Source organism: Rhodobacter sp. P2_H5 (assembly GCF_056403335.1).
This window is the reverse complement of sequence record NZ_JBFUFS010000004.1, coordinates 336253-358316: the sequence shown is the minus strand read 5'-3', so window position 1 is coordinate 358316 and position 22064 is coordinate 336253. Positions and strand designations below refer to the sequence as shown.

The following is a 22064-nucleotide window of genomic DNA, read 5'->3' as shown; positions in this document are numbered from 1 at the left end:
GGCCCGGCAAAGCCAAGGAGAGGCCCATGTCAGATCCGAACGCCGACCCCATCCCGCAAGACCTCCCCCCCGCCGCCCAACGCGCCCTGGCCGAGGCCGAGGCCCGCCGCGCCGCCGTCGACAAGACCCCGCTCCCCCCCGAACTCGGCGGCCCCAAGGGCCTCGAGCCGATCCGCTACGGCGACTGGGAACGCAAAGGCCTCGCGGTCGACTTCTGACCCCCCCCGGCCCCCCCTTCATTGGTCCATAAATATCCCACGGAGGGTGCGGGGGGTGTGAAACCCCCCGCTTACCCGGCCGGCGGCCACAGATCGGGTTGGGTCTCGTAGCCAATGTACAAAGGATGCTTCGGCAGCCCGCCCTTGCTCAGGCCCAGATGGTGCAAATCCCGCCCGGTCGCGCGCAGCAGCGCCTCGACCGCAGCGCCGCGGCCCAGATGCAGGCCATGGGTGCCCCAGGCGCAGATGATCCGGTCGGCTTGCGCCGCCATCTCCGCAATCGCCGCGTCATTGCCCGGGCCGACCGGATCGGAGGCCGCCCGCATCACCTTGGGGTCGGTGGCGCGATAAGCGAAGATATTGGCCACGGCAAAGCTGCCAAAGCCCAAGGCCCGCGCCCGCCGCTCGCAGCGTTCCACCGTGGGGTCGTTCTGCGTCTCGGTCGCGGTGGAGGGGTTGAGCATCACGAACAGCGCCCGCTCCCCTTGCGGTTCCCAGACCCGGATCAGCCGGTAGCGATAGGCCTCATCCGCCGAATAGACCGCAAGGCTGGCAGCATCGCCCTTCTGATGCGCCCGCGTGACCAGCCCGAGCGTCATTCCGCATCCAGCACGAAAACGCGGCTTGGGTGGAACATGCCCAGCTTGACCACGCCGAGCCCGAGGGCCTGGCCCTGATGCGCGGCCCAAACCTCGACCTCTTCGCCCTCCAGCACCGGCCCGTCATACACCGGGCTTTCGAAGACCGTCCCGGGGTTGCCGAGCTTGATCCGGCGCGCGCCATCGGCGGTGGCCTCGACCATCGGCATATCGGCCAGGGCGGCCTCGATCGGCAAAAGCCGGCTCTCCAGCAAGCCCTCTTCGCCAAGCCGCAGGATCTCGTCCCAGCTCAGTCCGTCTTCGGCGTCGAAAGGCCCCGACCAGGTGCGGCGCAGCCAGTGGACATGGGCCAAGGTGCCCAGGGCGCGGCCCAGATCGCGGGCGATGGCGCGGACATAGCCGCCCTTGCCGCAGACCATTTCCAAGACGACATGATCGGCATCGGGACGCTCGATGATCTCCAGGGATTCCACCCACAGGGCCCGCGCGGCCAGTTCAAAGACTTCGCCCTCGCGCGCAAGGTCATAGGCCCGCGCGCCATCGACCTTCACGGCGGAGACCTGCGGCGGCACCTGCAATATCTCGCCGCGGAAAGCGGCGAGGGCATCGGCAATCGCCTCGGTCGAGGGGCGCTTGTCGCTGGTCGCCAGCACCTCGCCCTCGGCATCGTCGGTGGAGGTCTCGGCCCCGAAGGTCACCTCGAACCGGTAGCATTTCAACGCATCGGTCAGTACGGCCACGGTCTTGGTGGCCTCGCCGAAGGCCAGCGCCAGAACCCCGGTCGCCGCCGGGTCCAGCGTGCCCGCATGGCCCGCCTTCTGCGCCTTCAAGAGCCATTTCACCTTGTTGACCACATCGGTCGAGCCCAGACCCGCCGGCTTGTCCACCACCAGCCAGCCCGACAGTTTGCGGCCCTTCTTGGCACGTCCCATGCTTCAGTTCTCCTCGACCAGACCGACGATCGGCCCCACGGGAAAGCCCGTGCCGCGCCGCCCCAGATCCGCCGCATAAAGCCGCGAGACCGAGCCGTCGAAATAAAGCGCGTTGGTGGCCCCCAAAGCGTCGCGGAAGAACCGGGCGAAGCGGTCGAAATTCACCGCCGAATCCGAAATGACGAACCAGGCCTTGCGCCCATCGCGGCTGACCCCAACCCCGTTGCGGATGTGGTAGGACGCCGAATCCGGCTGAAACGCCGGGTGCAGCTTGCCGTCGATCACCAGCATCGGCCCCGATTGGGTCGCATAGCGGCAATTGGCGGGCTTCGCGGCAAAGGCGCGGCTCTCGATCACCCGCAGGCGCGGCCCGATGCAGAAGACGCCGTTGGGCAAGAGGCCAAAGTTGCCCGGCCCGTCCGAGGTGACGATCCGGTGCTTCTCTTGGCCCTGTTCGATGTAAAGCCCGACCGGCGACTGGTCTTCCTGAAACATGCCGGCATTCATCGCGAAGGCCAGATGGCGACCCTTGGGTGCCAGATCGGCATCGATGCCGGCAAAGCCGCCAAAGGGCCGGCCCGCGGCATCATCCAGGAACAGGCGCAGGTCCTGCCCGGCCCGCGCCTCGCAGGTGGTGAAGGGCGTGCCCTCGAAGGTCGAGGTGACGCAAGCCGCCCCCGCCGGGCTGGCCATCAGCGCCAAGGCAAGCAGAAAACTCCGCATCGCCCTACGCGTCGCTGGTCGGATCGTCCTCACCGTCCTCGGGGGCCGCCAGATCGCGCAGCACCGCCGGGTCAGAGAACATCCGCCGCGTCTCGTCCAGCCGGTCAAAGGTCTCGTCCCGGCGAAAGCGCAGATCGGGGGCATGGCGCAGGATGACCTCTTCGGAGACCTTCTTGCGGATGATCCCCTTGTGGCGCGACAGCGCCTCGATCGCGAGGTTGATGTCGCCGCTGCCCAGCAGAGGCATGACATAGACCGTCGCGATCTTGAGGTCGGAGGAAACCGAGACCTCGCCGATCGTGATCGACATGGCGTCGAAGGCCGGATCGTGGATCTCGCCACGCGACAGAATCTCCGACAAGCGGCGCCGGATCATTTCGCCCACGCGCAGCTGACGCTGGCCGGGCCCACGGGATGTTTGTTTGACCATGGCGCTCCTTTAGGCCGAATTCGCCGCCACCGCAACTGCAAGGCCCGGCGGCCGGGCCGCTCCGGCAGGCTTTGGCGTCCATCGCGGCCTTCTGCCGCAAATCCGCGCCGTTTTCCTTGCAAAGTGCCCGCCGCTGGGCGAAAAGCCCTCAAGTTTCAGGAGGCAAAGATGAGCGACAAGCCCGGCATCGTGGTCACCGGCGCCTCAGGGCGGATGGGGCAAAGCCTGATCCGTCTGATCCTGGCGTCCGACCGCTGGCAGCTGGTCGGCGCCATCGAGCGTGCAGGCAACCAATGGCTCGGCCGCGACATCGGCGCCTGCATGGGCCTCGGCGATCTGGGGGTGACGGTCTCCGACGACCCCTTGCCCGCCTTTGCCCGCGCCCGGGCGCTGGTCGATTTCACCTCGCCCGCAGCCTCTGTGGCCTTTGCCGGCCTCGCGGCCCAGGCCCGCCTCGTCCATGTCGTGGGCACCACGGGACTCGAGCCCGAACACCACCGCCGCCTCGATCTCGCCGCCCCCCATGCGGTGATCATCCAGGCCGGCAACATGAGCCTTGGCGTCAACATCCTGACCCGCCTGACGCAAAAGATCGCCCAGGCCCTCGATGAGGATTGGGACATCGAGATCGTCGAAGCGCATCATCGCATGAAGGTCGACGCCCCCTCGGGCACCGCCCTGATGCTGGGCCAGGCCGCGGCCCAAGGCCGTGGCATCAGCTTCGAGGAGGCCAAGGTCTCCGGCCGCGACGGCATCACCGGCGCGCGCACCCGGGGCACCATCGGCTTCTCCGCCATCCGGGGCGGCGATATCGTCGGCGAGCATGACGTGATCTTCGCCGCCGATGGCGAGCGCATCACGCTGCGCCACGTCGCCACCGACCGCGGCATCTTCGCCCGCGGAGCACTCCGCGCCGCCCTCTGGGGCCTAGACCAGAAGCCCGGCCGCTATGACATGATGGACGTACTTGGCCTCTGATCGGGGCTCCCTCCCGCCTCTGCGGCTTTCATTTTGGTCCAAATATCCCCGCCGGAGGCGCAGGCTTGCCACAGGCGCAGCGGCCGTCCCAACACGAATCCGCTTTCCTTTTCGCCCTTTTCCCCCTATAGGCCCGCATCCCCCTCGCGGAGGGATGCCAAGGGCCTTGCTGGACGACATCCCGGCTCGTGCCGTCACACTCAACCTAGGAGATCCCGATGTCGATCACTGTTGAAGAAAAAGCCCGCCTGATCAAGGAATACGCGACCAAAGAGAACGACACCGGCTCGCCGGAAGTTCAGGTTGCCATCCTGTCCTCGCGGATTGCGACCCTGACCGAACACTTCAAGTCGCACAAGAAAGACAACCATTCGCGTCGCGGCCTGCTGATGCAGGTGGCACAGCGCCGCAAGCTCCTGGACTACCTGAAGTCCAAGGACAACGCCCGTTACGCCGCCCTGATCGCTCGCCTCGGCCTGCGTCGCTAAGCTTTCCCAGCCGGGAAACCGAAACGCCCGCAGCGCAAGCTGCGGGCGTTTTGTTTTGTGGCATGAAGCCCCACGGAACGGGCCAGAGGGATGTGCAGATGCTGATGGGATGGAATGCGCTGGCAGGTTTTGCCGCCCTTGTCTTTCTGGTGCTGTCCTTCATCGGCCAACCGCGCTTGCAGGGCCGGATGCGGGCCGGGGTGGCGGCCAGCGCCCTGATCTTTGCCGGCTTGCTGGCCGGTCCGCCCTTTGACCTGATCGCGGGCTTGGTTCTGCTGGCCATGGTGATCTGCCTCGCATTCTTCGGCTTTCTGGGCAGGTGGTAGATCCGCCCCCTGAGATCGTCGCAATCGGCCCCGCAGGTGTCGTGGCTGCCCGGTGCAGGATGCCGGCCACTCTGGCAGGGTCACACCATGACCCTGCGCCCCTCACCCTTGCTGTTCGTGGTGCTTGCCACCGGTCTGATCCTTACCTGGAGCTCGGGTTTCGTCGGTGTCCGCTTCACCTCGGATGTCGCCAGCGTGCCGCAGGTGCTGTTCTGGCGCAGCCTGGTCTCGGGCCTCGGGCTTTTGCCGCTGGCCCTGCTGCGCGGGCCAAGGATCACCGCGCGCGCGGTCCTGGAGCAGGGGTTTTTCGCCTTTCTCGGCATGTTCCTCTACCTCGGCGGCTTTGCGCTGGCCATCGGGCAGCGCGTGCCGACCGGCCTTGTCGCGCTGATGGCCGATCTGGTGCCCCTGGCCATCGCAGCGCTGTCGGCCCCGATGCTGGGCCAGCCTCTCAGCGGGCGGCAATGGCTCGGTACCGGCATCGCGCTTTTCGGGGTGCTGGCGGTTTCGGGCGATGCGCTGGCGCTGGGGACGGCCCCGGCCTGGGCCTATGTCCTGCCGATCCTGGGCATGGTGGCTTTCGCCTTTTCGACCGTCCTGCAGGTGCGAGGCCGGGCGGTGGAGTTGCATGTGGCGCAAAGGCTGGCGCTGCAATGCCTGTGGGCGGCGCTGCTTTTCGCGCCCTTCGCCGCGGCCTCGGGCGGGCTTGCCCCGCCGCCGGGGCGCGATTTCCTCCTCGGCATCCTCTGGCTGGTCGTCCTGGCAACCTATGGCGCCTGGGTGATCTATTTTGCCTTCCTGCGGCTTTACCCTGCGGCCATGGTCTCGGCCACGATCTACCTCTCGCCCCCCGTCACGCTGATCTGGGCCTTCTTCCTGTTTGGCGAGCCTCTCACCCTGACCATGGCGCTGGGCCTTGTGGTGACCTTGACCGGCGTGGCGCTGGTGGCGGGTCGCAGCCATCAGGGCTGAAGCTTCCTCCGTCACTCCTGCCGCTTCGTGGCAGGGTCAAGGTCGGGGTCAGGAAATACCGCTTCCGCACTGGCGGAAATCACCGGTCGTGTCAGAGAAGTTCTTCGACCACTGCCGCACGGACAGGTTGAACGGGCCGTAGAAGACATGATCGTCGTTGAAGGTCTCGCCGCCCGGAACGCCTGCGCGGATCAGATAGCCCTCCCCGGACTTGGTCTTCGTGTTCACGATCTTGAGGTTGGCACCATCGGCGTTGGAGAAACGGTAGGTGCAGGTGCCCATCTCGTCATAGCAGCTGAAGGGCTTGAACTTCTCCCATTTCCCGCCGCCCCAGTCGCGATAGACCATCCGGCCCTCAAGATCGTATCTGGTCTGCTTTACGTGCTTGGCGCCGTTCTTCGCATCGGTCGTCTCCACGATGTAGAAACGCCCCTGCTTTCCCGTGAAGGTATCGCGCCAGACATTTCCGTTGGAATAATGCGTCACCCAATTACAGCCTGCGGGCATCTGGTCGAAGGCCACTCTGGCCCGTGCGATAGTCGTGGCGAGCGACAGGATGAGACAGGAGACGGAAAGGGACACTGCGGCGAGACGAACCGTTTTCATGCATTCCTCCCCAGGTTTTTTACAGAGGATGCCATAACCCGATTTCGAAGTCGAATGGGATGGAACCGCGTCATGCAATGACCACAGAAGCGTGGTTCGCAAGCGCCGCGATGGCGCGGCGCCTGTTTGGTACCCGAAAGGCCGGGGTACATGAAAGGCCGGGCTTGCCTGTCACCACTTCGTCGCCTCTGCAGACGCCGCCTTGGCCAGAAAATCTGTCGCATTGCGGTCCAACGGAAGCGACAGGGCGACGTTCACCTCATGGGGCGTCAGGCCGATGTCGCGCAATTGGGTGTCGGTCATGCGCCCATAGCTGCCACGGATCTGACGGCGGCGAATGGCCTCGTCGCAAAGGGCGAGTGCGGGGGCCATCGGCAGAAGCTGCGGCATAAGGGAGGTAAGGGAAAGGCGGTCTCGGGAAGGGTTCAGCATGATGTCACCTTTGGTTTGAGGTTTCCTGCCACCCATCCTGCGCGCCGCCCCGGCCTGCGGCCAGTTCTGGAAAGGAACGCTGGCGCTACGGTTTTCGTACTAGCCGCAACGCGCCTCGCTGCCGTAAACTGCCGCAAAGGAGGGATGCCATGCCCACCAAACCCTATGGGACGATCTGCGCCCTGTCCAAGGCCTGCGAGGTGATCGAGCCGCGCTGGACGCTGCCGATCCTCAATCAGATGTGGTCGGGCTATTCCCGCTTCAGCGATCTGCGCCGTGCCGTTGGCAACATATCTCCCGGTGTCCTGTCCAAGCGCCTGACCGAGCTGGAACGCATGGGCCTGATCGAGCGGATCGAGGACCGCGCTAAGGGCACGGTGGACTATGTGCGCACCCAGATGGCGATCGATCTGGAACCCGCGATGGATGCCCTGTGCATCTGGGCGCAGCGCAACATCGAGGCCGATGTGGCCCTGGCGGAAAGTGACGTTGCCCAGATGATGTGGGCCTATGGCAAATACATCAAATCAGAGGTCCTTCCCCAGCGGCGGGTGGTGGTGCGGTTCAACTTCTCGGACGAACCCGGGCCTTACACGACCTATTACCTCGTGGCTCAACCGGGGTCGCCCTGCGAAGTCTGCGTCGCCATGCCCGACTTCGACGTCGATCTTTACGTCGAGTTGACCAAGGTGTCGCTGAGCGCGATCTTCTATGGCCGCTCCACCGTTGCGCGCGAGGTCGATGCCGGGCGCATGTATGTGACGGGCGACGCGCTTTTGCAGCGCACCATCCAGCAATGGCTGCCGCGTTCCTACTACGCGACGATCGAGGGTATCCGGATGTTGCCCGCCGCCGAATAGGCCTGCGCCACCCTGCCTCTTCCCAAACGCCTCATTTTCCTGTATGCGCCCGCAATCTGCGACGTGAGGCCATGCCCCCGGCCACATGCGAAGGATTGGGGGGGCGGCGGCAATGGGGCCGCCAGACACGGACACCCGGAGCGCCGGGCTGATCCGAGAGGAAACGATACATGTTCAATATCACTACGAAATCAATCCAGTGGGGCAACGAAACGCTCACGCTGGAAACGGGCAAGGTTGCGCGTCAGGCTGATGGTTCGGTTGTTGCCACTTTGGGCGAAACCTCCGTCATGGCCAACGTGACCTTCGCCAAAGCGGCGAAACCCGGACAGGATTTCTTCCCCCTGACCGTGCATTACCAAGAGAAATACTACGCCGCCGGCAAGATCCCCGGCGGCTTCTTCAAACGTGAAGCCCGCCCTTCGGAAAAAGAGACCCTGGTCTCGCGCCTGATCGACCGTCCCTGCCGCCCGCTGTTTGTCGAAGGCTTCAAGCATGAAGTCCTCGTCATGGCGACCGTGCTGTCCTGCGACCTGGTCAACGACCCCGATATCGTTGCGATGATCGCGGCTTCCGCAGCACTGACCATCTCCGGCGTGCCCTTCATGGGCCCGATCGCCGCCGCCCGCGTCGGCTTCACCAATGGCGCCTATGTGCTGAACCCGGCCATGGACGACATGACCCAGCTCCGCAAGAACCCCGAGCAGCGCCTTGACCTCGTCGTCGCCGGCACCAAAGACGCCGTGATGATGGTGGAGTCCGAGGCTTACGAACTGTCGGAAGACGAAATGCTCGGCGCCGTGAAGTTCGGCCATGCCCAGATGCAGCCGGTCATCGACCTGATCATCGACTTTGCGGAAATCGCCGCGAAAGAGCCCTTCGACTTCTCGCCCCCCGATATCTCGGCGCTCTACGCCAAGGTGAAGGCCGCCGGCGAAGTGCAGATGCGCGCCGCTTTCGCGCTCCGCGACAAGCAGGAACGCTCGAACGCGATCGATGCCGCCTCGGCTGCGATCAAGGCGGCGCTGGCGCCGGAAGACCTGGCCGACATCAACCTCGGCTCAGCGATCAAGAAGCTGGAATCCTCGATCCTGCGCGGTGACATCATCAACGGCGGTGCCCGCATCGACGGCCGTGACAACAAGACCGTCCGCCCGATCGTCTGCGAAACCGGCCTCTTGCCGCGCACCCATGGTTCGGCCCTGTTTACCCGGGGCGAGACCCAGGGTCTGGTGGTCACCACCCTCGGGACCGGCGAAGACGAGCAGATCATCGACGCACTGAACGGCAACACCCGGTCGAACTTCCTCCTGCACTACAACTTCCCGCCCTATTCGGTTGGTGAAGTGGGTCGTGTCGGCTCCCCGGGCCGTCGTGAAATCGGCCATGGCAAGCTGGCCTGGCGCGCGCTGCAGGCGGTTCTGCCGGCTGCGACCGATTTCCCCTACACGATCCGTGTCGTGTCCGAGATCACCGAATCCAACGGTTCCTCCTCGATGGCTTCGGTCTGCGGTGGTTCGCTCTCCATGCTTGACGCGGGCGTGCCGCTGAAAGCGCCGGTGGCTGGCGTTGCCATGGGTCTGATCCTGGAAGACGACGGCCGCTTTGCCGTGCTGACCGACATCCTCGGAGACGAGGATCACCTCGGCGACATGGACTTCAAGGTTGCCGGCACCGCCAATGGCATCACCTCCTTGCAGATGGACATCAAGATTGCCGGCATCACGCCCGCGATCATGGAGCAGGCCCTGGCGCAGGCCAAGGACGGCCGGATGCACATTCTGGGTGAGATGGCCAAGTCGCTCTCCGGCCCGCAGGCCTTCTCGGCCTATGCGCCGAAGATCGAAACCATGACCATCCCGACCGACAAGATCCGGGAAGTCATCGGCTCCGGCGGCAAAGTCATCCGCGAAATCGTGGAAGTCTCGGGCGCCAAGGTCGACATCAACGACGACGGCATGATCAAGATCGCGTCCAACGACGCGGCGGCGATCAAGAAGGCCTATGACATGATCTGGTCGATCGTGGCAGAGCCGGAAGAAGGCCATATCTACACCGGCAAAGTGGTGAAACTGGTCGACTTCGGCGCTTTCGTGAACTTCTTCGGCAAGCGGGACGGCCTCGTCCACGTGTCGCAGATCGCCTCCAAGCGCCTGAACCACCCGAACGAGATCCTGAAAGAGGGTCAAGAGGTCAAGGTCAAGCTCCTCGGCTTCGACGAGCGTGGCAAGGTCCGCCTTGGCATGAAGATGGTCGATCAGGAAACCGGCTTGGAAATCACCGAGAAGAAGGAAGAGCCTTCCGAGGCTTGAGCCCTTCTGTCCTTGGCGATCAATCCATGATCCTGTCTGCACCCGGGGCGCCAGCCTCGGGTGTTTTCTTCCGAGGGGGCTGCCATGCCGGATCTTTATCTTCTGCCACGCGGCAATCTTGGCAATCAGATGCTGCAGCTGATCTATGCGACCAGCCTGCAGGACCGGGTTCCGGGGTTGGAGATCCGCGGCTATGACCTGCCGCTCTGGCACCTCTCCCGCCCCGGTGCGCCACGGTGGGAGTTTCTGACCCCCTCGCTGCACCTCCACAAGGGCGCGGGGCAGGGGGTGGAGGATCTGTTCCGTTCCGGTGCCCTGGCCCGCGCCAAGCTGCGCGATGTGCCGCTCTACTGCGACCTTTTCGCGCCACCCGCCCGCTTTGCCAGCCTCTTCCCGCTGGCCGAGGGCATGGGCCCTGCCACCGCCGCCGACGAGCTTCTGATCAACGTCCGCGGCGACGAGATCCTGAAAGCGGCCCATTCCGGCTATGGTCCTGTACCGCTCGGCTGGTACGACCAGCTGATCGCAAGTACGGGCCTGAAGCCGGTCTTTCTGGGCCAGCTGTCGGACGACTACTATTCCGACCTGCTGCGCCGCCGCTATCCTTCGGCGCGGTTCGTGCCGAGCCAGGGCATCCTCGGGGATTTCACCGCGATCCGCCTCGCCCGCCATATCGCGGTCAGCGTCAGCACCTTTTCCTGGCTCGCGGCCTGGATGTCGGGGGCAGAGACCATCCACCTGCCGATGCTGGGCATCTTCAACCCCGCACAGCGCCCCGATGTCTGGATGTTGCCGCAGAATGACCCGCGCTACCGCTTCTACCAATTCCCCCGCCGCGACTGGCAGGCGACCGAGGCGCAGAAGGCGGAGCTGAGCGGGCCGATGCAGGCCCCCGAAGTCACCCCCGCCGCGCTGGCGAGCCTGCGCGCCGCCACCGATCTGGCCCGCCAAACCCAGATCGACGCCGCACGCCGGAAGCTGACCCGCCTCGCCATCCTGTCGCGCCTGCCAATGCCCGCGCGCTAGGCAGGCCCCACCGACTTCACGCTGGACCTTTGACATGGCAAGATGCGATGAAGGTCCGAAGATGGCCTTTGCGGCACCGCGCCCGCTTGAGCCAAATGTTGCCGGAGACCTGAATTTGACCGCCAAAACCCTCAAAGTCATCCACTTTCACTTCGGCAAGGAGGGCGGGGCCGAGCGGTTTTTCGTCAAGCTGGCGCAGGCGCTGGACCGGCGTGGGGTCGAGCAGCGCTTTGTGATCCGCCCGGGGCGCAGCTGGGATCATCATGTGGCCAATCTGGGCCCGGTGATGCGCAACAACTTCAGCCGCCTGTCGCCGCTCTCCGCCGTTCTGCACTATCAGGCCGACCGTTGGGTCAAGGACTGGAAACCCGACGCCGTCATGGCCTGGATGCCGCGCGCGGCACGGCTGCTGCACCGCTGGCCCGGAGTCGTGAAACTGGCTCGGATGGGGGATTTTCCGGAAAACCTGAAGCATTTCGGCAATTGCGACCTTCTGGTCGGCAATGTCCCCGGCATCGCGCAGAAATGCCGCGATCTGGGTTGGACCAAGCCCGCCCTGACCATCGCGAACTTCACCCCCGACGTGACGCCCAAACCCATCCCCCGTGCCGCCCATGACACGCCCGAGGGCGTGTTCCTGGTGGCCGCCGGGGGCCGCTTCCAGCCGCGCAAGGCGCTCGACATGGCGGTGCGTGCCATTGCCCGCATCCCCGGCGCCTGGCTTTGGCTGATCGGCGATGGCGGTGAGCGGGATGACCTCGCCGCCTTGGCCAAGACTCTTGGCGTCAGCGACAGGGTGCGCTTCATCGGCTGGGTCGATGATCCGGTCCACCATATCGCCGCCGCCGATGTTTTCCTCATGCCCTCGCGCCACGAACCCCTGGGCAACCTGTTGCTGGAGGCCTGGGCGGCCGGCGTGCCCTCGGTCTCGACCCGCTCCGAAGGGCCAAGCTGGTACATGCGCGACGGGGTGGACGGGCTGATGGCCGATATCGACAATGACGCCCAGATCGCCGCGGCGCTGATCCGTCTGCGCGACGACCCGGCCAAGGCGCGGGAATATGCCGTCAACGCCCGGCAAAGGCTGGATGATTTCCTGTCGGAAGATGCCGTCTGCCGCGACTATATGGCGGTCTTCCGGGGCAGCCTTCTGGGGCAGGGAGGGGCGGCATGACGCTTCCGATTTCCGCCTTCGTGATCTGCCAGAATGAGGAACCCTATATCGAGCCCTGCATCCGCAGCCTGCACATGTGCGCCGAGATTGTCGTGGTCGACAGCGGCTCCACCGACCGCACGCTGGAGATTCTCGAACGCCTCAAGGCCGAGGGCTTCCCCCTCCGCATCATTTCGGAAAAATGGCGCGGCTATGCCGGGCAAAAGCAGTTCGCGCTGGAGCAATGCCAGCAGCCCTGGTGCCTCTCGGTCGACAGTGACGAGCGCATCAGCCTGAAACTCGCCGCCGACCTGCCGCGCCTGATCGAAAACCCCGATGTGACCGCCTGGCGCGTCACCCGCTACCCCTATCTCGGCGGTTTCGGCTATGCCCTGCCGCAGGCGAAGGAGCGTTTCAACGCCCGCCTCTTCCGCAACGGCAAGGCGCGGTTCGACCTGAAAGCCAAGGTGCACGAGGGCATCGTCACCCAAGGCCGGGTCGAAAAGGCCCCGAACGGCGGCCTTCTGCACTTTCGCCCGATCGGGATGAAAGAGCAGATCCTGAAGGAAAACAAATACTCCACCCTCAAGGCCGAGATGAAGGCCGAACAGGGCAAGAAGGCCCAGCCGTGGAAGATGCTCCTCTCCCCGCCGCTCTATTTCCTGCGGCTTTACTTCCACAACGGCCTCTGGCGTTGCGGCTGGGCCGGGTTTGTCAATGCGGCGACCGGCGGGGTCTATGCTTTCCTGACCGAGGCGAAGCGCTGGGAACATGACGCGTTGCAACAGCGCCCGGCGGTCGAGCCCGATTTCCGCGATCTGGACCAGTATTGACCTATTCCGGGGTCAGCACCTCGGTCCCCACGCCGTTGACGCCATCCACCGTCCAGCTGCCCTCCAGCGTGCCATCCTTCTGGATCAGGTAGATCACCAGACCGATCTTGTCGCCCAGCTGATAGGCGGCGGTGAAGGCATTGCTGTCGCGCATGCAGATGCCGGAGGAGGTCGAGCCGCCGGTGGTCCAGACGATGTGGCAGGTGTAATCGCTGCTTGCGGTGATCTGCGCCTCGCCCTCATAGCTCGTGCCGTCCAGATTGGTGCCCTTCACCCGGTATTGCCCGCCTACATCCTGGGCATGCGCCACAGAAGCGGTGATCAGCAGGGCGGTCATGGCAGCAAGTCGCTTCATTCAGTCCTCCTCTTGATGCAATGATCGCAGTCTAGACCGAGTCGCCTCGCGGCTGGTCAAAGTTTTCAAAACGCACAAATATCCGGCATGGCGAAAAGCCTGCAGGAAATCCTTCGAAGAATGATGAAAAGGGCGGGATAAACTTCACACATCCCCGCCCGCCGCGCCGATCTTCGCAAAGAAGCGTCAGCGACTTTGCCCTATATTGAACCAACCCCAAGACAGGAGAGTTTCATGCGCGTGGTTATTCTGGGAGCTGGCGTGATCGGCGTGACCTCGGCCTGGTATCTGACACAAGCCGGCCATGAGGTGACGGTGATCGACCGTCAGCCTGGCCCGGCGCTGGAAACCTCCTTTGCCAATGCGGGTGAGATTTCGCCCGGCTATGCCTCGCCCTGGGCCGCCCCCGGCATCCCGATGAAGGCGATGAAATGGCTCTTCATGCACCACGCCCCCCTGATCCTGCAGCCGAAGATCGACGTGGCGCGGCTCGACTGGATCATCCGGATGCTGGGCAACTGCACCTCGGCGGCCTATGCGGTCAACAAAAGCCGGATGGTGCGGCTGGCGGAATATTCGCGCGACTGCCTGCGCGACCTGCGCGCCTCCACCGGCATCACCTATGACGAACGCACGCAAGGCACGCTGCAACTGTTCCGCACGCAAAAGCAGGTCGATGCCGCCTACAAGGATATCGCGGTCCTCAAGGCTGATGGCGTCCCGTTCGAGGTCCTGACCCCCGCCGAATGCGTGGCCGCCGAGCCGGGCCTTGCCACCTCGCTGCACAAGATTGCCGGCGGCCTGCGCCTGCCGGGGGACGAGACCGGCGATTGCTTCAAGTTCACCAACCGCTTGGCCGAGATGTGCGCGGCGGCGGGCGTGACCTTCCGCTATGGCGTGTCGATCAAGAAACTGGAAAGCCAGGGCGGCAAGATCACCGGGGTCGAAACCTCGGAAGGCCGGGTGACGGCGGATGCCTATGTTCTGGCGCTGGGGTCTTATTCGCCCGCGCTGGCCAAACCCTTGGGGATGAAGCTGCCGGTCTATCCGGTGAAGGGCTATTCGATCACCGTGCCAATCGTCGACGCCGAGAAGGCCCCGGTCTCGACCGTGATGGACGAGACCTACAAGATCGCGATCACCCGTCTGGGCGACCGGATCCGCGTCGGCGGCATGGCGGAGATTTCGGGCTTCGACAACACGCTGTCCAAGCGCCGGCAGGAAACCCTGACCCATTCGGTCGAGGACCTCTTCGGCGGCGCGGGCGACCAGTCCAAGGCCCTGTTCTGGAGCGGTCTGCGCCCGATGACCCCCGACGGCACGCCGATCATCGGCACCACGCCCTACAGCAACCTCTGGCTCAACACCGGGCATGGCACCTTGGGCTGGACCATGTCCACGGGCTCGGGCCAGGTTCTGGCCGACCTCGTCTCGGGTCGTGCGCCGCAGATCGACACCTCCGATCTCGGCATCGCACGCTATGGCCGCAAGCCTGCGCCGGCCTCGGTGCCGCTGAACGCCAAGGCCGCCTGAAAGCCCGCTCTTTTCGCGCCATCCCGGCTTGACAGGACCGCCCCGGCCCTGTTGAACCATGCCTGAAACCGGGACGGAGTGGCCATGTATCTCGATGCCGTGCGCGAACTCCTCCGCAAGCAGAAGCTGGTCGAGGGTCTGGTCAAAGGGCAAAGCGCCCCGCATCAGGGCTTGGTCGAAAGCGTCGTCGAACGCCAGCATCTGGGCGAGCTGGAAAACTTCATGGCCAAGCTGGCCGTGGCCGACATCGTTGAAATCCTTGAGGCTTTGCCCGAAGACGAGGCCGCGATGCTGTGGCCGCGCGTGCCGGCCGGCCGTTCGACCGATGTGCTGTGGGAAGTGTCCGACGAACTCCGCGACCGGCTGGAAGAGGTGGCCGGCCCGCGTCTGGCCGAAACCAAGGTCACGGTCTTTGAACTCAACGGCGGGCGGATCAAGCAAAACCCGATCAAGGCCCGCAAGGATCTGGAGGGCAAGAAGCCGGTTTGGATCGACCTTCTGAACGCCTCCTCCGCACAGCGCGCCTATATCGGCGAGTTTTACGGGCTCGACCTGCAGGACCCCGGCGATGCCACCGATCTGGAGGTCTCCAACCGCTTCCATGTCGATGAAAACGGCGCCCTGAACCTGCATTCCAACTTCCTCTTGGACCGCGGCGGCAAAAGCCGCTCGATCCCGGTGGCCTTCATCCTGCACAAGGATATCCTGTTTTCGCTGCGCAACGAGGATCTTCCGGTCTTCCGCCTGCAACGCCGCCGGGCCGAGACGGTGCCGGGCTATGCCAGCGACTGCTTCGACCTTCTCCTGAACCTCTACGGCTCGGACGTGGAATATTCCGCCGACAGTCTTGAGGATATCTACAAGACCCTCAGCCGCGTCGGCAAACATGTCCTGTCGGAAACCATGACCGACGAAGAGGCCGCCTCCGTCCTCGCCGACATCGCCGAGGAAGAGGATCTGAACGGCCGTATCCGCGCCAATATCATGGACACCCAGCGCGCCATCGTCTTCCTGATGCAGTCGCGGGTTCTGGCCAAGGACATCACGCAGGACGCCAAACAGGTGCTGCGCAACATCGAAAGCCTGAACAGCCACACGGCCTTTCTGTTCGACAAGATCAACTTCCTGATGGATGCGACCATCGGTTTCATCAACATCAACCAGAACCGCCGCGTGACCCAGCTGACCATGCTGAGCCTCGTGTTTTTGCCGATGAACATCCTGGCCGGCATGGGCGGCATGTCCGAGTTTTCGCGGGTGACCGACGGGATTCCCTGGCCCTTGTCCTATTCGGCCTTCGCGGTAGGCTCGGGGCTTCTCGGCTGGTTCACCTATCGCATCGTGCGCCGTGTCGATCAGAAAAAGGCGCGCCGGGCCGAGGGGAAGTAGGCCCCCGTCCCGGCGTCCTGGGTTTCAGAACTCGACGCAGTAGCGCATCCGCGCCCGACCGTTTGCGAGGGCGGCCAAAGCCTCCGACACGTCCTGAAGCCGGATCTTTACGACAGCGCTTTCAAAGGGTTGGCGGGCGTGCTCCTGCATCATCTCCACCATCTGGCTGCGGCTGCCGACGCTGGTGCCGGTGATGGTGATCCCGGTCCAGGTCAGCCATTCCTGGCTGAGCGGCACCGGTTCCGACACCATCGCCGCCGCCACGATCCGGCCCAGAGGCCGTGTCGCCGCCTGCATCGCGGGCCAGCTGCGCGGCGTGGGGGCAAAGTTGATTGTGGCATGGGCGCGCAAGGCTTCGGGCCAGCCCTCGGCCAGCGCCGGCGTGGCAAGCACCACCTCCGAAGCCCCCATCCTGCGGGCAAGGTCCAGCTTGGCCGGATCAGAGTCCACCGCCACCACCCGCGCCCCGCGCCGCGCCGCGATCTGGATCGCGTAAAGCCCCAGACCGCCGCAGCCGAAGATCGCACAGGTCTCGCCATGCGCGACCTGCGCCCGCTCCACCGCGCCAAAGGCGGTCAGCCCGGCGCACATAAGGGGCGCAAGCGCCGCCGCCCCACCCTCCGGCACCCGCACAGCGAAGGCGGCCTTGGCCACGACATATTCGGCAAAGGTCCCCGGCACGTTGAAGCCATGCGCGCGCTGGGCGGCGCAGAAGCTTTCGTGCCCCGACCGGCACAGATCGCAAATCCCGCAGGTGTCATGGATCCAGGCCGCCCCGGCCCGATCGCCAAGTTGCCAGTCGGTGACACCGGGGCCCAAGGCCTCGACCACACCAACCCCTTCATGGCCAAGGATAAACGGGTCCGGCGCCGCAGCGGGCCGCGTTTCGCCCTTCCAGATATGCACGTCCGAGTGGCAAACCCCGCTCGCCTCCAGCCGGATCAGAATTTCACCCGGGCCGGGCACCGGCATGGGCAAATCGACCAGCCGCAAAGGCTGGCCGTAGCCGTCAAGAATTGCGGCCCTCATCACATCCCCAAAGCGGCTTTGACAGCGGGCAGGGCGGGTTTGCCGTCCAGCGTGGTCACATCCTTCAACCAGGCGTCGAGCAGTTCCGGCCGCTGGACCAGCATCTCCTTGGCGGCATCGGTGAACTCTTTCCCGTCGCCGGTCACCATCTGCATCCCGGTGTTTTCAAAGTCGATGTCGTATTTCATCTGCGCGAAAAGCTTGGCCACATTCGGGCAGGCCTCGGCATAGCCGCGCCGCGCGATGGTATAGACGGTCGCCCCGCCATAGTTCGGACCAAACTCCATATCGCCGCCCGAGAGATAGCTGATCTGATGCGTCACGTTCATCGGATGCGGCTGCCAGCCGAGGAAGACGATCCATTCCTTCTTCGCCTCGGCCCGGTCAACCTGCGCCAGCATCCCGGCTTCCGAGCTTTCGACCACGGTCCAATCCCCAAGCCCATGCCGGTTGGCCGCGACCATATCCAGCAAGGGCTGGTTCGATCCCGGTTCGATCGCGTAGATCTTCTTGCCGAACTCCGCGCCATGCGCCGCCAGATCGTCAAAGCTCGCAACGCCGGCATCGGCGACATATTTCGGCACGGCGAGGGTGTATTTCGCGCCTTCCAGGTTCATCCCCAGCCGGGTGACCGAGCCGTCATCGAAGAACTGCTTGTATTGCTCGTCCTGAAACGGGCGCCAGTTGCCCTGGAAAATGTCGATATCGCCGCGCTGCATCGAAACAAAGGTCACGTCCAAGGCGAGCAGGTTCTGACTGGGCGTGTAGCCCAGAGCGGAAAGCACCGTCATCGCGGTGGCGTTGGTCAGGCCGATATCCGTCCAGCCAAGGTCCGACATCCGCACCGCCTTGCAGCTTTCGGCATCGGCAAAGGCCGCCGATGCCGCCACAACCGCAACCGCCGTCACCCATCCCGCAAGCTTGTTCCGCATGATCCACTCCCCAGTGTTGATTTTGGGCAAGCCTGCGCCCGGTGAATTTATGCGTCAATATAAATTTTTGTATGTGCATACAAAATTTTGAACTGCTATAGAAAACCATGAGCCGAACCCGCACCAGAATAGAAGACCTGCGCCGCAAGGAACTGATCGAGGCCGCGCACCGCGTCTTCATGCAGCATGGGCTTGGGGGGATGACCACCAAGCGCATCTGCGAGGAGGCCGGCATGTCGCCGGGGATATTGTCCTATTATTTCAAGGGTAAAGAGGACGTCCTCTTCGCTATGGTGCGGCTGAACAACCGGCTTTTGATGGAGGAGGTCGTCAAGGGCCTGCAACTCGCAACCACAAGGCGGGGCCGGCTGGAGGCGATCATAAGGGGCAACTTCCCGACCGGGCTGTTCGAGCCGAACATCGCGAATGCCTGGCTTTCGGTCTGTGCCGCTTCCGCCACCAACCCGCGTTACGCGCGGCTGCAGCGGGTGTTTTACCGGCGGTTGAAGTCGAATCTCGCCTCGGTCTTCGCCGGGCTGGTCACGCAGGGCCGATTCGACCAGCTGGCCCTGTCGCTCGGCGCGATGATCGACGGGCTCTGGCTGCGCCGCGCCACCGGTGAGGATCTGAGCATCGCCACCGCCACCGATCTGGTGCTTGATGTCACCGACGCGCTTCTGACGGGCCCCGAGCGGCAGGGACTGCAACAGCCCTGACCCCCGGGGACCCCGATTTTTCTGCGCAAAATCGCGCCCTTACTTCGGGGCCTTGGCAAAACGCAGATAGGGCAGCTTGATGTCGAGGGCGCCGTATTTCTCGGTCGCCTGTTCGTTGTTCAGCGCCAGCGCCACGATGACATCCTGGCCCACTTCCCAGTTCGCCGGGGTCGCCAGCGGCACGCCATCGGTCAGCTGCACCGCATCCAGCGCCCGCAGAATTTCTGCGAAATTCCGGCCCACCGACATCGGATAGGTCATGGTCAGCTTGATCTTCTTGTCCTTGCCGATGATGTACACGGTCCGCACGGTCGCCGAATGCGCCGGGGTGCGGCCTTCGGTCGGCAGGTAAAACTCGGCCGGCAGCATGTCATAGGCCTTGGCGACAGTCAGGCTGGTGTCGTCGATGATCGGGAAATCGGCCGGCGCGCCGCCGAAAGCCTCGATGTCGCGCTTCCACTTCTCATGGTCCTGCACCGAATCGACCGACACGCCCAGCACCTTCGTGCCGCGCTTCTTGAACTCGGGCACCAATTGCGAGACGGCACCGAACTCGGTCGTGCAGACCGGGGTGAAGTCGCGCGGGTGGCTGAAGATGATTCCGTAATGGCCGTCCAGCCAGTCGTGGAACCTGATTTCCCCGGCGGTCGAATTGGCGGTGAAATCGGGAGCGATGTCGTTGATGCGAAGGCCCATGGTCATCCTCATGAATGGCTTCTGATGCCTAGCACATATCCAAATCGGAACGAAATTTCATCCCCCTCCGGCGCCCTCGCCCCAAGAAAGTCTGCTGTTCCGCCAAATCCCTCCGGCGCGGGTGATCTTCCCGCAGGCCAAATTGGTCGGAATTTGATCAAAAATGACGCCGGAATGCTTGCCGACCCCGGCCGGGAATGCCACGATCAGGCGTCTTTCACAGGAGCCTGCCATGATCATCCGCCGCGAGTTCTACATCAACGGGGCCTGGGTTGCCCCCGCCACCCCGCGCGATTGCCCGGTGATCGACCCTTCGACGGAGGAACCCTGTGCTGTGATCTCGCTCGGGTCGCAGGCCGATACCGATGCCGCCGTGGCCGCCGCCAAGGCCGCTTTCCCGCTCTGGGCCGCCACCCCGCCGGCCGAGCGCCGGGCTGCCGTGGTCCGCATCCTCGAGCATTACGAAAAGCGCGTTGAAGACCTGGCTGGGGCCATGTCGATGGAGATGGGCTCCCCCATCGACCATTCCCGCGAACAGCAGGCGCCTTGCCTGCCCTGGCACCTGACCAATTTCCTGACCGCCTTCGATGCGCTGGAATGGCTCCGCCCGCTCGGCCCCCATGCGCCTGACACGATGATCGCGCTTGAACCGATCGGCGTCGTCGGCCTCATCACGCCGTGGAACTGGCCGATGAACCAGATCGCGCTGAAGGCGATTCCCGCCATCCTCGCCGGCTGCACCTGCGTGCTGAAACCCTCCGAGGAATCCCCCCTCAACGCGATGATCTTCGCCGAGTTCTGCCATGATGCGGGCCTGCCGCCCGGCGTCTTCAACCTGGTCAACGGCGACGGCATGGGTGTGGGCGCCCAATTGTCGACCCATCCCGATGTCGAGATGATCTCTTTCACCGGCTCGACCCGTGCCGGCAAAGCCATCTCCAAGGCCGCCGCCGACACGCTGAAGCGGGTGACGCTGGAGCTTGGCGGCAAGGGCGCCAACGTGATCTTCGCCGATGCCGATGACAAAGCCGTCGAGCGCGGCGTGCGGCTGATGATGGACAACTCCGGCCAGTCCTGCAACGCGCCCTCGCGGATGTTCGTCGAGCGTCCCGCCTATGACCGCGCAGTGACCATCGCGGCCGAGGTTGCCGCCTCGATCAAGGTGGACAGCGCCCATCTGCCCGGCAACCATATCGGCCCGGTGGTCAACAAGCGCCAGTGGGATCAGATCCAGGGCTATATCCAGAAGGGCATCGACGAAGGCGCGCGCCTGGTCGCCGGCGGCCCCGGCCTGCCCGAGGACAAGAACCGTGGTTTCTATGTGAAGCCGACCGTCTTTGCCGATGTCAAACCCGGCATGACCATCGAGCGTGAGGAGATTTTCGGGCCTGTTCTGTGCATGATTCCTTTCGATACCGAGGCGGAGGCGGTCCGTCTCGCCAACGATACGCCCTATGGCTTAACCGATTATGTACAAACCCGCGACGGCGCGAAACGCAACCGGATGGCCTTGGCACTGAAGGCGGGGATGGTGCAGACCAATGGCCGCTCGCGCGGGGCAGGGGCCTTCTTCGGTGGCGTCAAAGCCTCGGGCCGCGCGCGCGAGGGCGGCATCTGGGGGCTGGAGGAGTTCCTCGAATCCAAGGCCATCTCCGGCTGGGACGTGACGCAGGCCGCCGAATGAGGCTTGCGGTCCTGTCGGACATCCATGGCAATGCCGATGCCCTGGCAGCGGTAATGGCGGACCTGCGCCATCAATCGCCCGATCTGACCGTGAACCTCGGCGACTGCTTCTCGGGCCCGCTTGACGTGGCCCGCACCGCCGACCTTCTGGAGGAGCTTGCCGCCCTCACCGTGCGCGGCAATCACGACAGGGCGCTGGTGGACCGCACCTACGACAACTGGGACGCGGCGGCGGCCCCCCATATGCCGGCCAAGGCGCTGGAGTGGCTCGCCACTCTGGCCCCCACCGCGCAGGTGGCGGAGGTCTTCCTCTGCCATGCCACGCCAAAGGACGACAACACCTTCTGGCTGGAGGAGCTGCAGCACGGCACCTTGCACCGCGCCCCCCTGTCCCAGATTGCGGCCCATGCCGCAGGCATCGCGGCCGAGGTTCTGCTCTGCGGTCACACCCATATCGCCCGCGCCGTGACCCTGCCCGATGGTCGGCTGATCCTGAACCCCGGCTCGGTAGGCTGCCCCGGCTTTGCCGACAGCGATGCGCCTTCGCCCTATGCGATCAGCGCCGGCGCCCCGCATGCCGCCTATGCGCTGTTGGACAGGGGGCCGCATGGCTGGTCCGTGACCCAGCGCCTGATCCCCTATGACCGCCGCGATTCCATCGCCCGCGCTGCCGATTTCCCCGATTGGGTGGCAGCTTTGAGCACGGGATGGGCCGCCTGACCCTGTGCGTTGGCGCACTTAGGATCGCCCGCTGTGGCTTTCAGTGCGGAATTTTGTGAAGACAAAAGCAAGACGGAAGCAAGACGGCGGGAAGACACGGCGTCCCGGCATTCTTGCCGCATC

At 64.6% G+C, this 22064-nt stretch carries 25 protein-coding genes; 15 read left to right on the top strand and 10 right to left on the bottom strand.

The genetic code is table 11. The features are described from left to right. The first annotated feature begins 26 nt into the window (after positions 1–26). The gene (locus AC1DVR_RS07815) at positions 27–218 is read left to right on the top strand and encodes a DUF1674 domain-containing protein (RefSeq protein WP_477999975.1); all 192 of its coding nucleotides are present in this window, start codon (positions 27–29) and stop codon (positions 216–218) included. 71 nt (positions 219–289) lie between these two features. On the opposite strand, the gene AC1DVR_RS07810 is transcribed toward AC1DVR_RS07815, so the two are convergent. The 4 genes from AC1DVR_RS07810 to rbfA are packed head-to-tail and all read right to left on the bottom strand — an operon-like array spanning position 290 to position 2902. Then, positions 290–805 carry a DUF1643 domain-containing protein gene (locus AC1DVR_RS07810; RefSeq protein WP_478000006.1) on the bottom strand — a complete coding sequence of 172 codons (516 nt, stop codon included), beginning with the start codon at positions 803–805 and terminating at the stop codon, positions 290–292. 8 nt (positions 806–813) lie between these two features. Then, positions 814–1749 carry a tRNA pseudouridine(55) synthase TruB gene (gene truB, locus AC1DVR_RS07805; RefSeq protein WP_477999974.1) on the bottom strand — a complete coding sequence of 312 codons (936 nt, stop codon included), beginning with the start codon at positions 1747–1749 and terminating at the stop codon, positions 814–816. 3 nt (positions 1750–1752) lie between these two features. Continuing rightward, complete coding sequence (locus AC1DVR_RS07800; RefSeq protein WP_477999973.1) at positions 1753–2472, bottom strand: phosphodiester glycosidase family protein; 720 nt, start codon at positions 2470–2472, stop codon at positions 1753–1755. A 4-nt stretch (positions 2473–2476) separates the two neighbouring features. After that, positions 2477–2902: a 30S ribosome-binding factor RbfA gene (rbfA, locus tag AC1DVR_RS07795; protein ID WP_477999972.1), complete on the bottom strand. Its 426-nt coding sequence runs from the start codon at positions 2900–2902 to the stop codon at positions 2477–2479. A gap of 168 nt (positions 2903–3070) precedes the next feature. Here rbfA and dapB point away from each other — a divergent pair, with 168 nt between their 5' ends. The 4 genes from dapB to AC1DVR_RS07775 all read left to right on the top strand — a co-directional run bounded on the left by dapB (position 3071) and on the right by AC1DVR_RS07775 (position 5666). Further along, positions 3071–3880: a 4-hydroxy-tetrahydrodipicolinate reductase gene (gene dapB, locus AC1DVR_RS07790; protein WP_477999971.1), complete on the top strand. Its 810-nt coding sequence runs from the start codon at positions 3071–3073 to the stop codon at positions 3878–3880. Between the two features lie 218 nt (positions 3881–4098). Next, positions 4099–4368, top strand: a complete 270-nt coding sequence (rpsO, locus tag AC1DVR_RS07785; RefSeq protein WP_477999970.1) for a 30S ribosomal protein S15 — start codon at positions 4099–4101, stop codon at positions 4366–4368. Between the two features lie 98 nt (positions 4369–4466). Then, positions 4467–4694, top strand: coding sequence for a hypothetical protein (locus AC1DVR_RS07780; protein WP_477999969.1), 228 nt, complete (start codon positions 4467–4469; stop codon positions 4692–4694). 87 nt (positions 4695–4781) lie between these two features. Beyond that, entirely contained in the window at positions 4782–5666 is an 885-nt protein-coding gene (locus tag AC1DVR_RS07775; RefSeq protein WP_477999968.1) for a DMT family transporter, read from the top strand. 48 nt (positions 5667–5714) lie between these two features. Here AC1DVR_RS07775 and AC1DVR_RS07770 read toward each other — a convergent pair whose 3' ends face one another. After that, positions 5715–6272, bottom strand: coding sequence for a hypothetical protein (locus AC1DVR_RS07770; protein ID WP_477999967.1), 558 nt, complete (start codon positions 6270–6272; stop codon positions 5715–5717). Positions 6273–6443: 171 nt separating this feature from the next. Next, on the bottom strand, positions 6444–6644 hold the full coding sequence (locus AC1DVR_RS07765) for a hypothetical protein (protein ID WP_477999966.1): 201 nt from the start codon (positions 6642–6644) through the stop codon (positions 6444–6446). A gap of 209 nt (positions 6645–6853) precedes the next feature. Between AC1DVR_RS07765 and AC1DVR_RS07760 the strand changes: the two genes are divergently transcribed. From AC1DVR_RS07760 to AC1DVR_RS07740, 5 genes are all read left to right on the top strand, one after another. Continuing rightward, the gene (locus tag AC1DVR_RS07760; protein WP_477999965.1) at positions 6854–7564 is read left to right on the top strand and encodes a winged helix-turn-helix transcriptional regulator; all 711 of its coding nucleotides are present in this window, start codon (positions 6854–6856) and stop codon (positions 7562–7564) included. A gap of 170 nt (positions 7565–7734) precedes the next feature. Then, positions 7735–9876: a polyribonucleotide nucleotidyltransferase gene (pnp, locus tag AC1DVR_RS07755; RefSeq protein ID WP_477999964.1), complete on the top strand. Its 2142-nt coding sequence runs from the start codon at positions 7735–7737 to the stop codon at positions 9874–9876. Positions 9877–9960: 84 nt separating this feature from the next. After that, entirely contained in the window at positions 9961–10902 is a 942-nt protein-coding gene (locus AC1DVR_RS07750; RefSeq protein WP_477999963.1) for a hypothetical protein, read from the top strand. 115 nt (positions 10903–11017) lie between these two features. Next, complete coding sequence (locus AC1DVR_RS07745) at positions 11018–12076, top strand: glycosyltransferase (protein WP_477999962.1); 1059 nt, start codon at positions 11018–11020, stop codon at positions 12074–12076. After that, positions 12073–12888, top strand: a complete 816-nt coding sequence (locus AC1DVR_RS07740; protein WP_477999961.1) for a glycosyltransferase family 2 protein — start codon at positions 12073–12075, stop codon at positions 12886–12888. Before AC1DVR_RS07745 ends, AC1DVR_RS07740 begins: the two co-directional genes overlap by 4 nt. 1 nt (position 12889) lies before the next feature. Here the strand turns inward: AC1DVR_RS07740 and AC1DVR_RS07735 are convergent, their stop codons facing one another. After that, a complete protein-coding gene (locus AC1DVR_RS07735; RefSeq protein WP_477999960.1) occupies positions 12890–13243 on the bottom strand; it encodes a hypothetical protein in 354 nt (117 codons plus the stop codon). 234 nt (positions 13244–13477) lie between these two features. On the opposite strand from AC1DVR_RS07735, the gene AC1DVR_RS07730 reads away from it, so the two are divergent. Both AC1DVR_RS07730 and AC1DVR_RS07725 read left to right on the top strand, forming a co-directional pair. Further along, a complete protein-coding gene (locus AC1DVR_RS07730) occupies positions 13478–14776 on the top strand; it encodes a D-amino acid dehydrogenase (RefSeq protein WP_477999959.1) in 1299 nt (432 codons plus the stop codon). 84 nt (positions 14777–14860) lie between these two features. Continuing rightward, entirely contained in the window at positions 14861–16165 is a 1305-nt protein-coding gene (locus tag AC1DVR_RS07725) for a CorA family divalent cation transporter (RefSeq protein WP_477999958.1), read from the top strand. A 24-nt stretch (positions 16166–16189) separates the two neighbouring features. On the opposite strand, the gene AC1DVR_RS07720 is transcribed toward AC1DVR_RS07725, so the two are convergent. Beyond that, positions 16190–17194: an alcohol dehydrogenase catalytic domain-containing protein gene (locus AC1DVR_RS07720; RefSeq protein ID WP_477999957.1), complete on the bottom strand. Its 1005-nt coding sequence runs from the start codon at positions 17192–17194 to the stop codon at positions 16190–16192. Further along, positions 17194–18126 carry a choline ABC transporter substrate-binding protein gene (choX, locus tag AC1DVR_RS07715; protein WP_477999956.1) on the bottom strand — a complete coding sequence of 311 codons (933 nt, stop codon included), beginning with the start codon at positions 18124–18126 and terminating at the stop codon, positions 17194–17196. The genes AC1DVR_RS07720 and choX overlap by 1 nt, the downstream gene beginning before the upstream one ends. A 107-nt stretch (positions 18127–18233) precedes the next feature. On the opposite strand from choX, the gene betI reads away from it, so the two are divergent. Then, a complete protein-coding gene (gene betI, locus AC1DVR_RS07710) occupies positions 18234–18842 on the top strand; it encodes a transcriptional regulator BetI (protein WP_477999955.1) in 609 nt (202 codons plus the stop codon). A gap of 39 nt (positions 18843–18881) precedes the next feature. On the opposite strand, the gene AC1DVR_RS07705 is transcribed toward betI, so the two are convergent. Continuing rightward, the gene (locus AC1DVR_RS07705) at positions 18882–19538 is read right to left on the bottom strand and encodes a peroxiredoxin (protein ID WP_478000005.1); all 657 of its coding nucleotides are present in this window, start codon (positions 19536–19538) and stop codon (positions 18882–18884) included. A gap of 232 nt (positions 19539–19770) precedes the next feature. Between AC1DVR_RS07705 and AC1DVR_RS07700 the strand changes: the two genes are divergently transcribed. Beyond that, the gene (locus AC1DVR_RS07700) at positions 19771–21222 is read left to right on the top strand and encodes an aldehyde dehydrogenase family protein (RefSeq protein WP_477999954.1); all 1452 of its coding nucleotides are present in this window, start codon (positions 19771–19773) and stop codon (positions 21220–21222) included. Next, positions 21219–21941 (top strand): metallophosphoesterase family protein, encoded by a 723-nt coding sequence (locus AC1DVR_RS07695; protein ID WP_477999953.1) that lies wholly within the window; start codon positions 21219–21221, stop codon positions 21939–21941. The genes AC1DVR_RS07700 and AC1DVR_RS07695 overlap by 4 nt, the downstream gene beginning before the upstream one ends. The last annotated feature ends 123 nt before the right edge of the window (positions 21942–22064 follow it).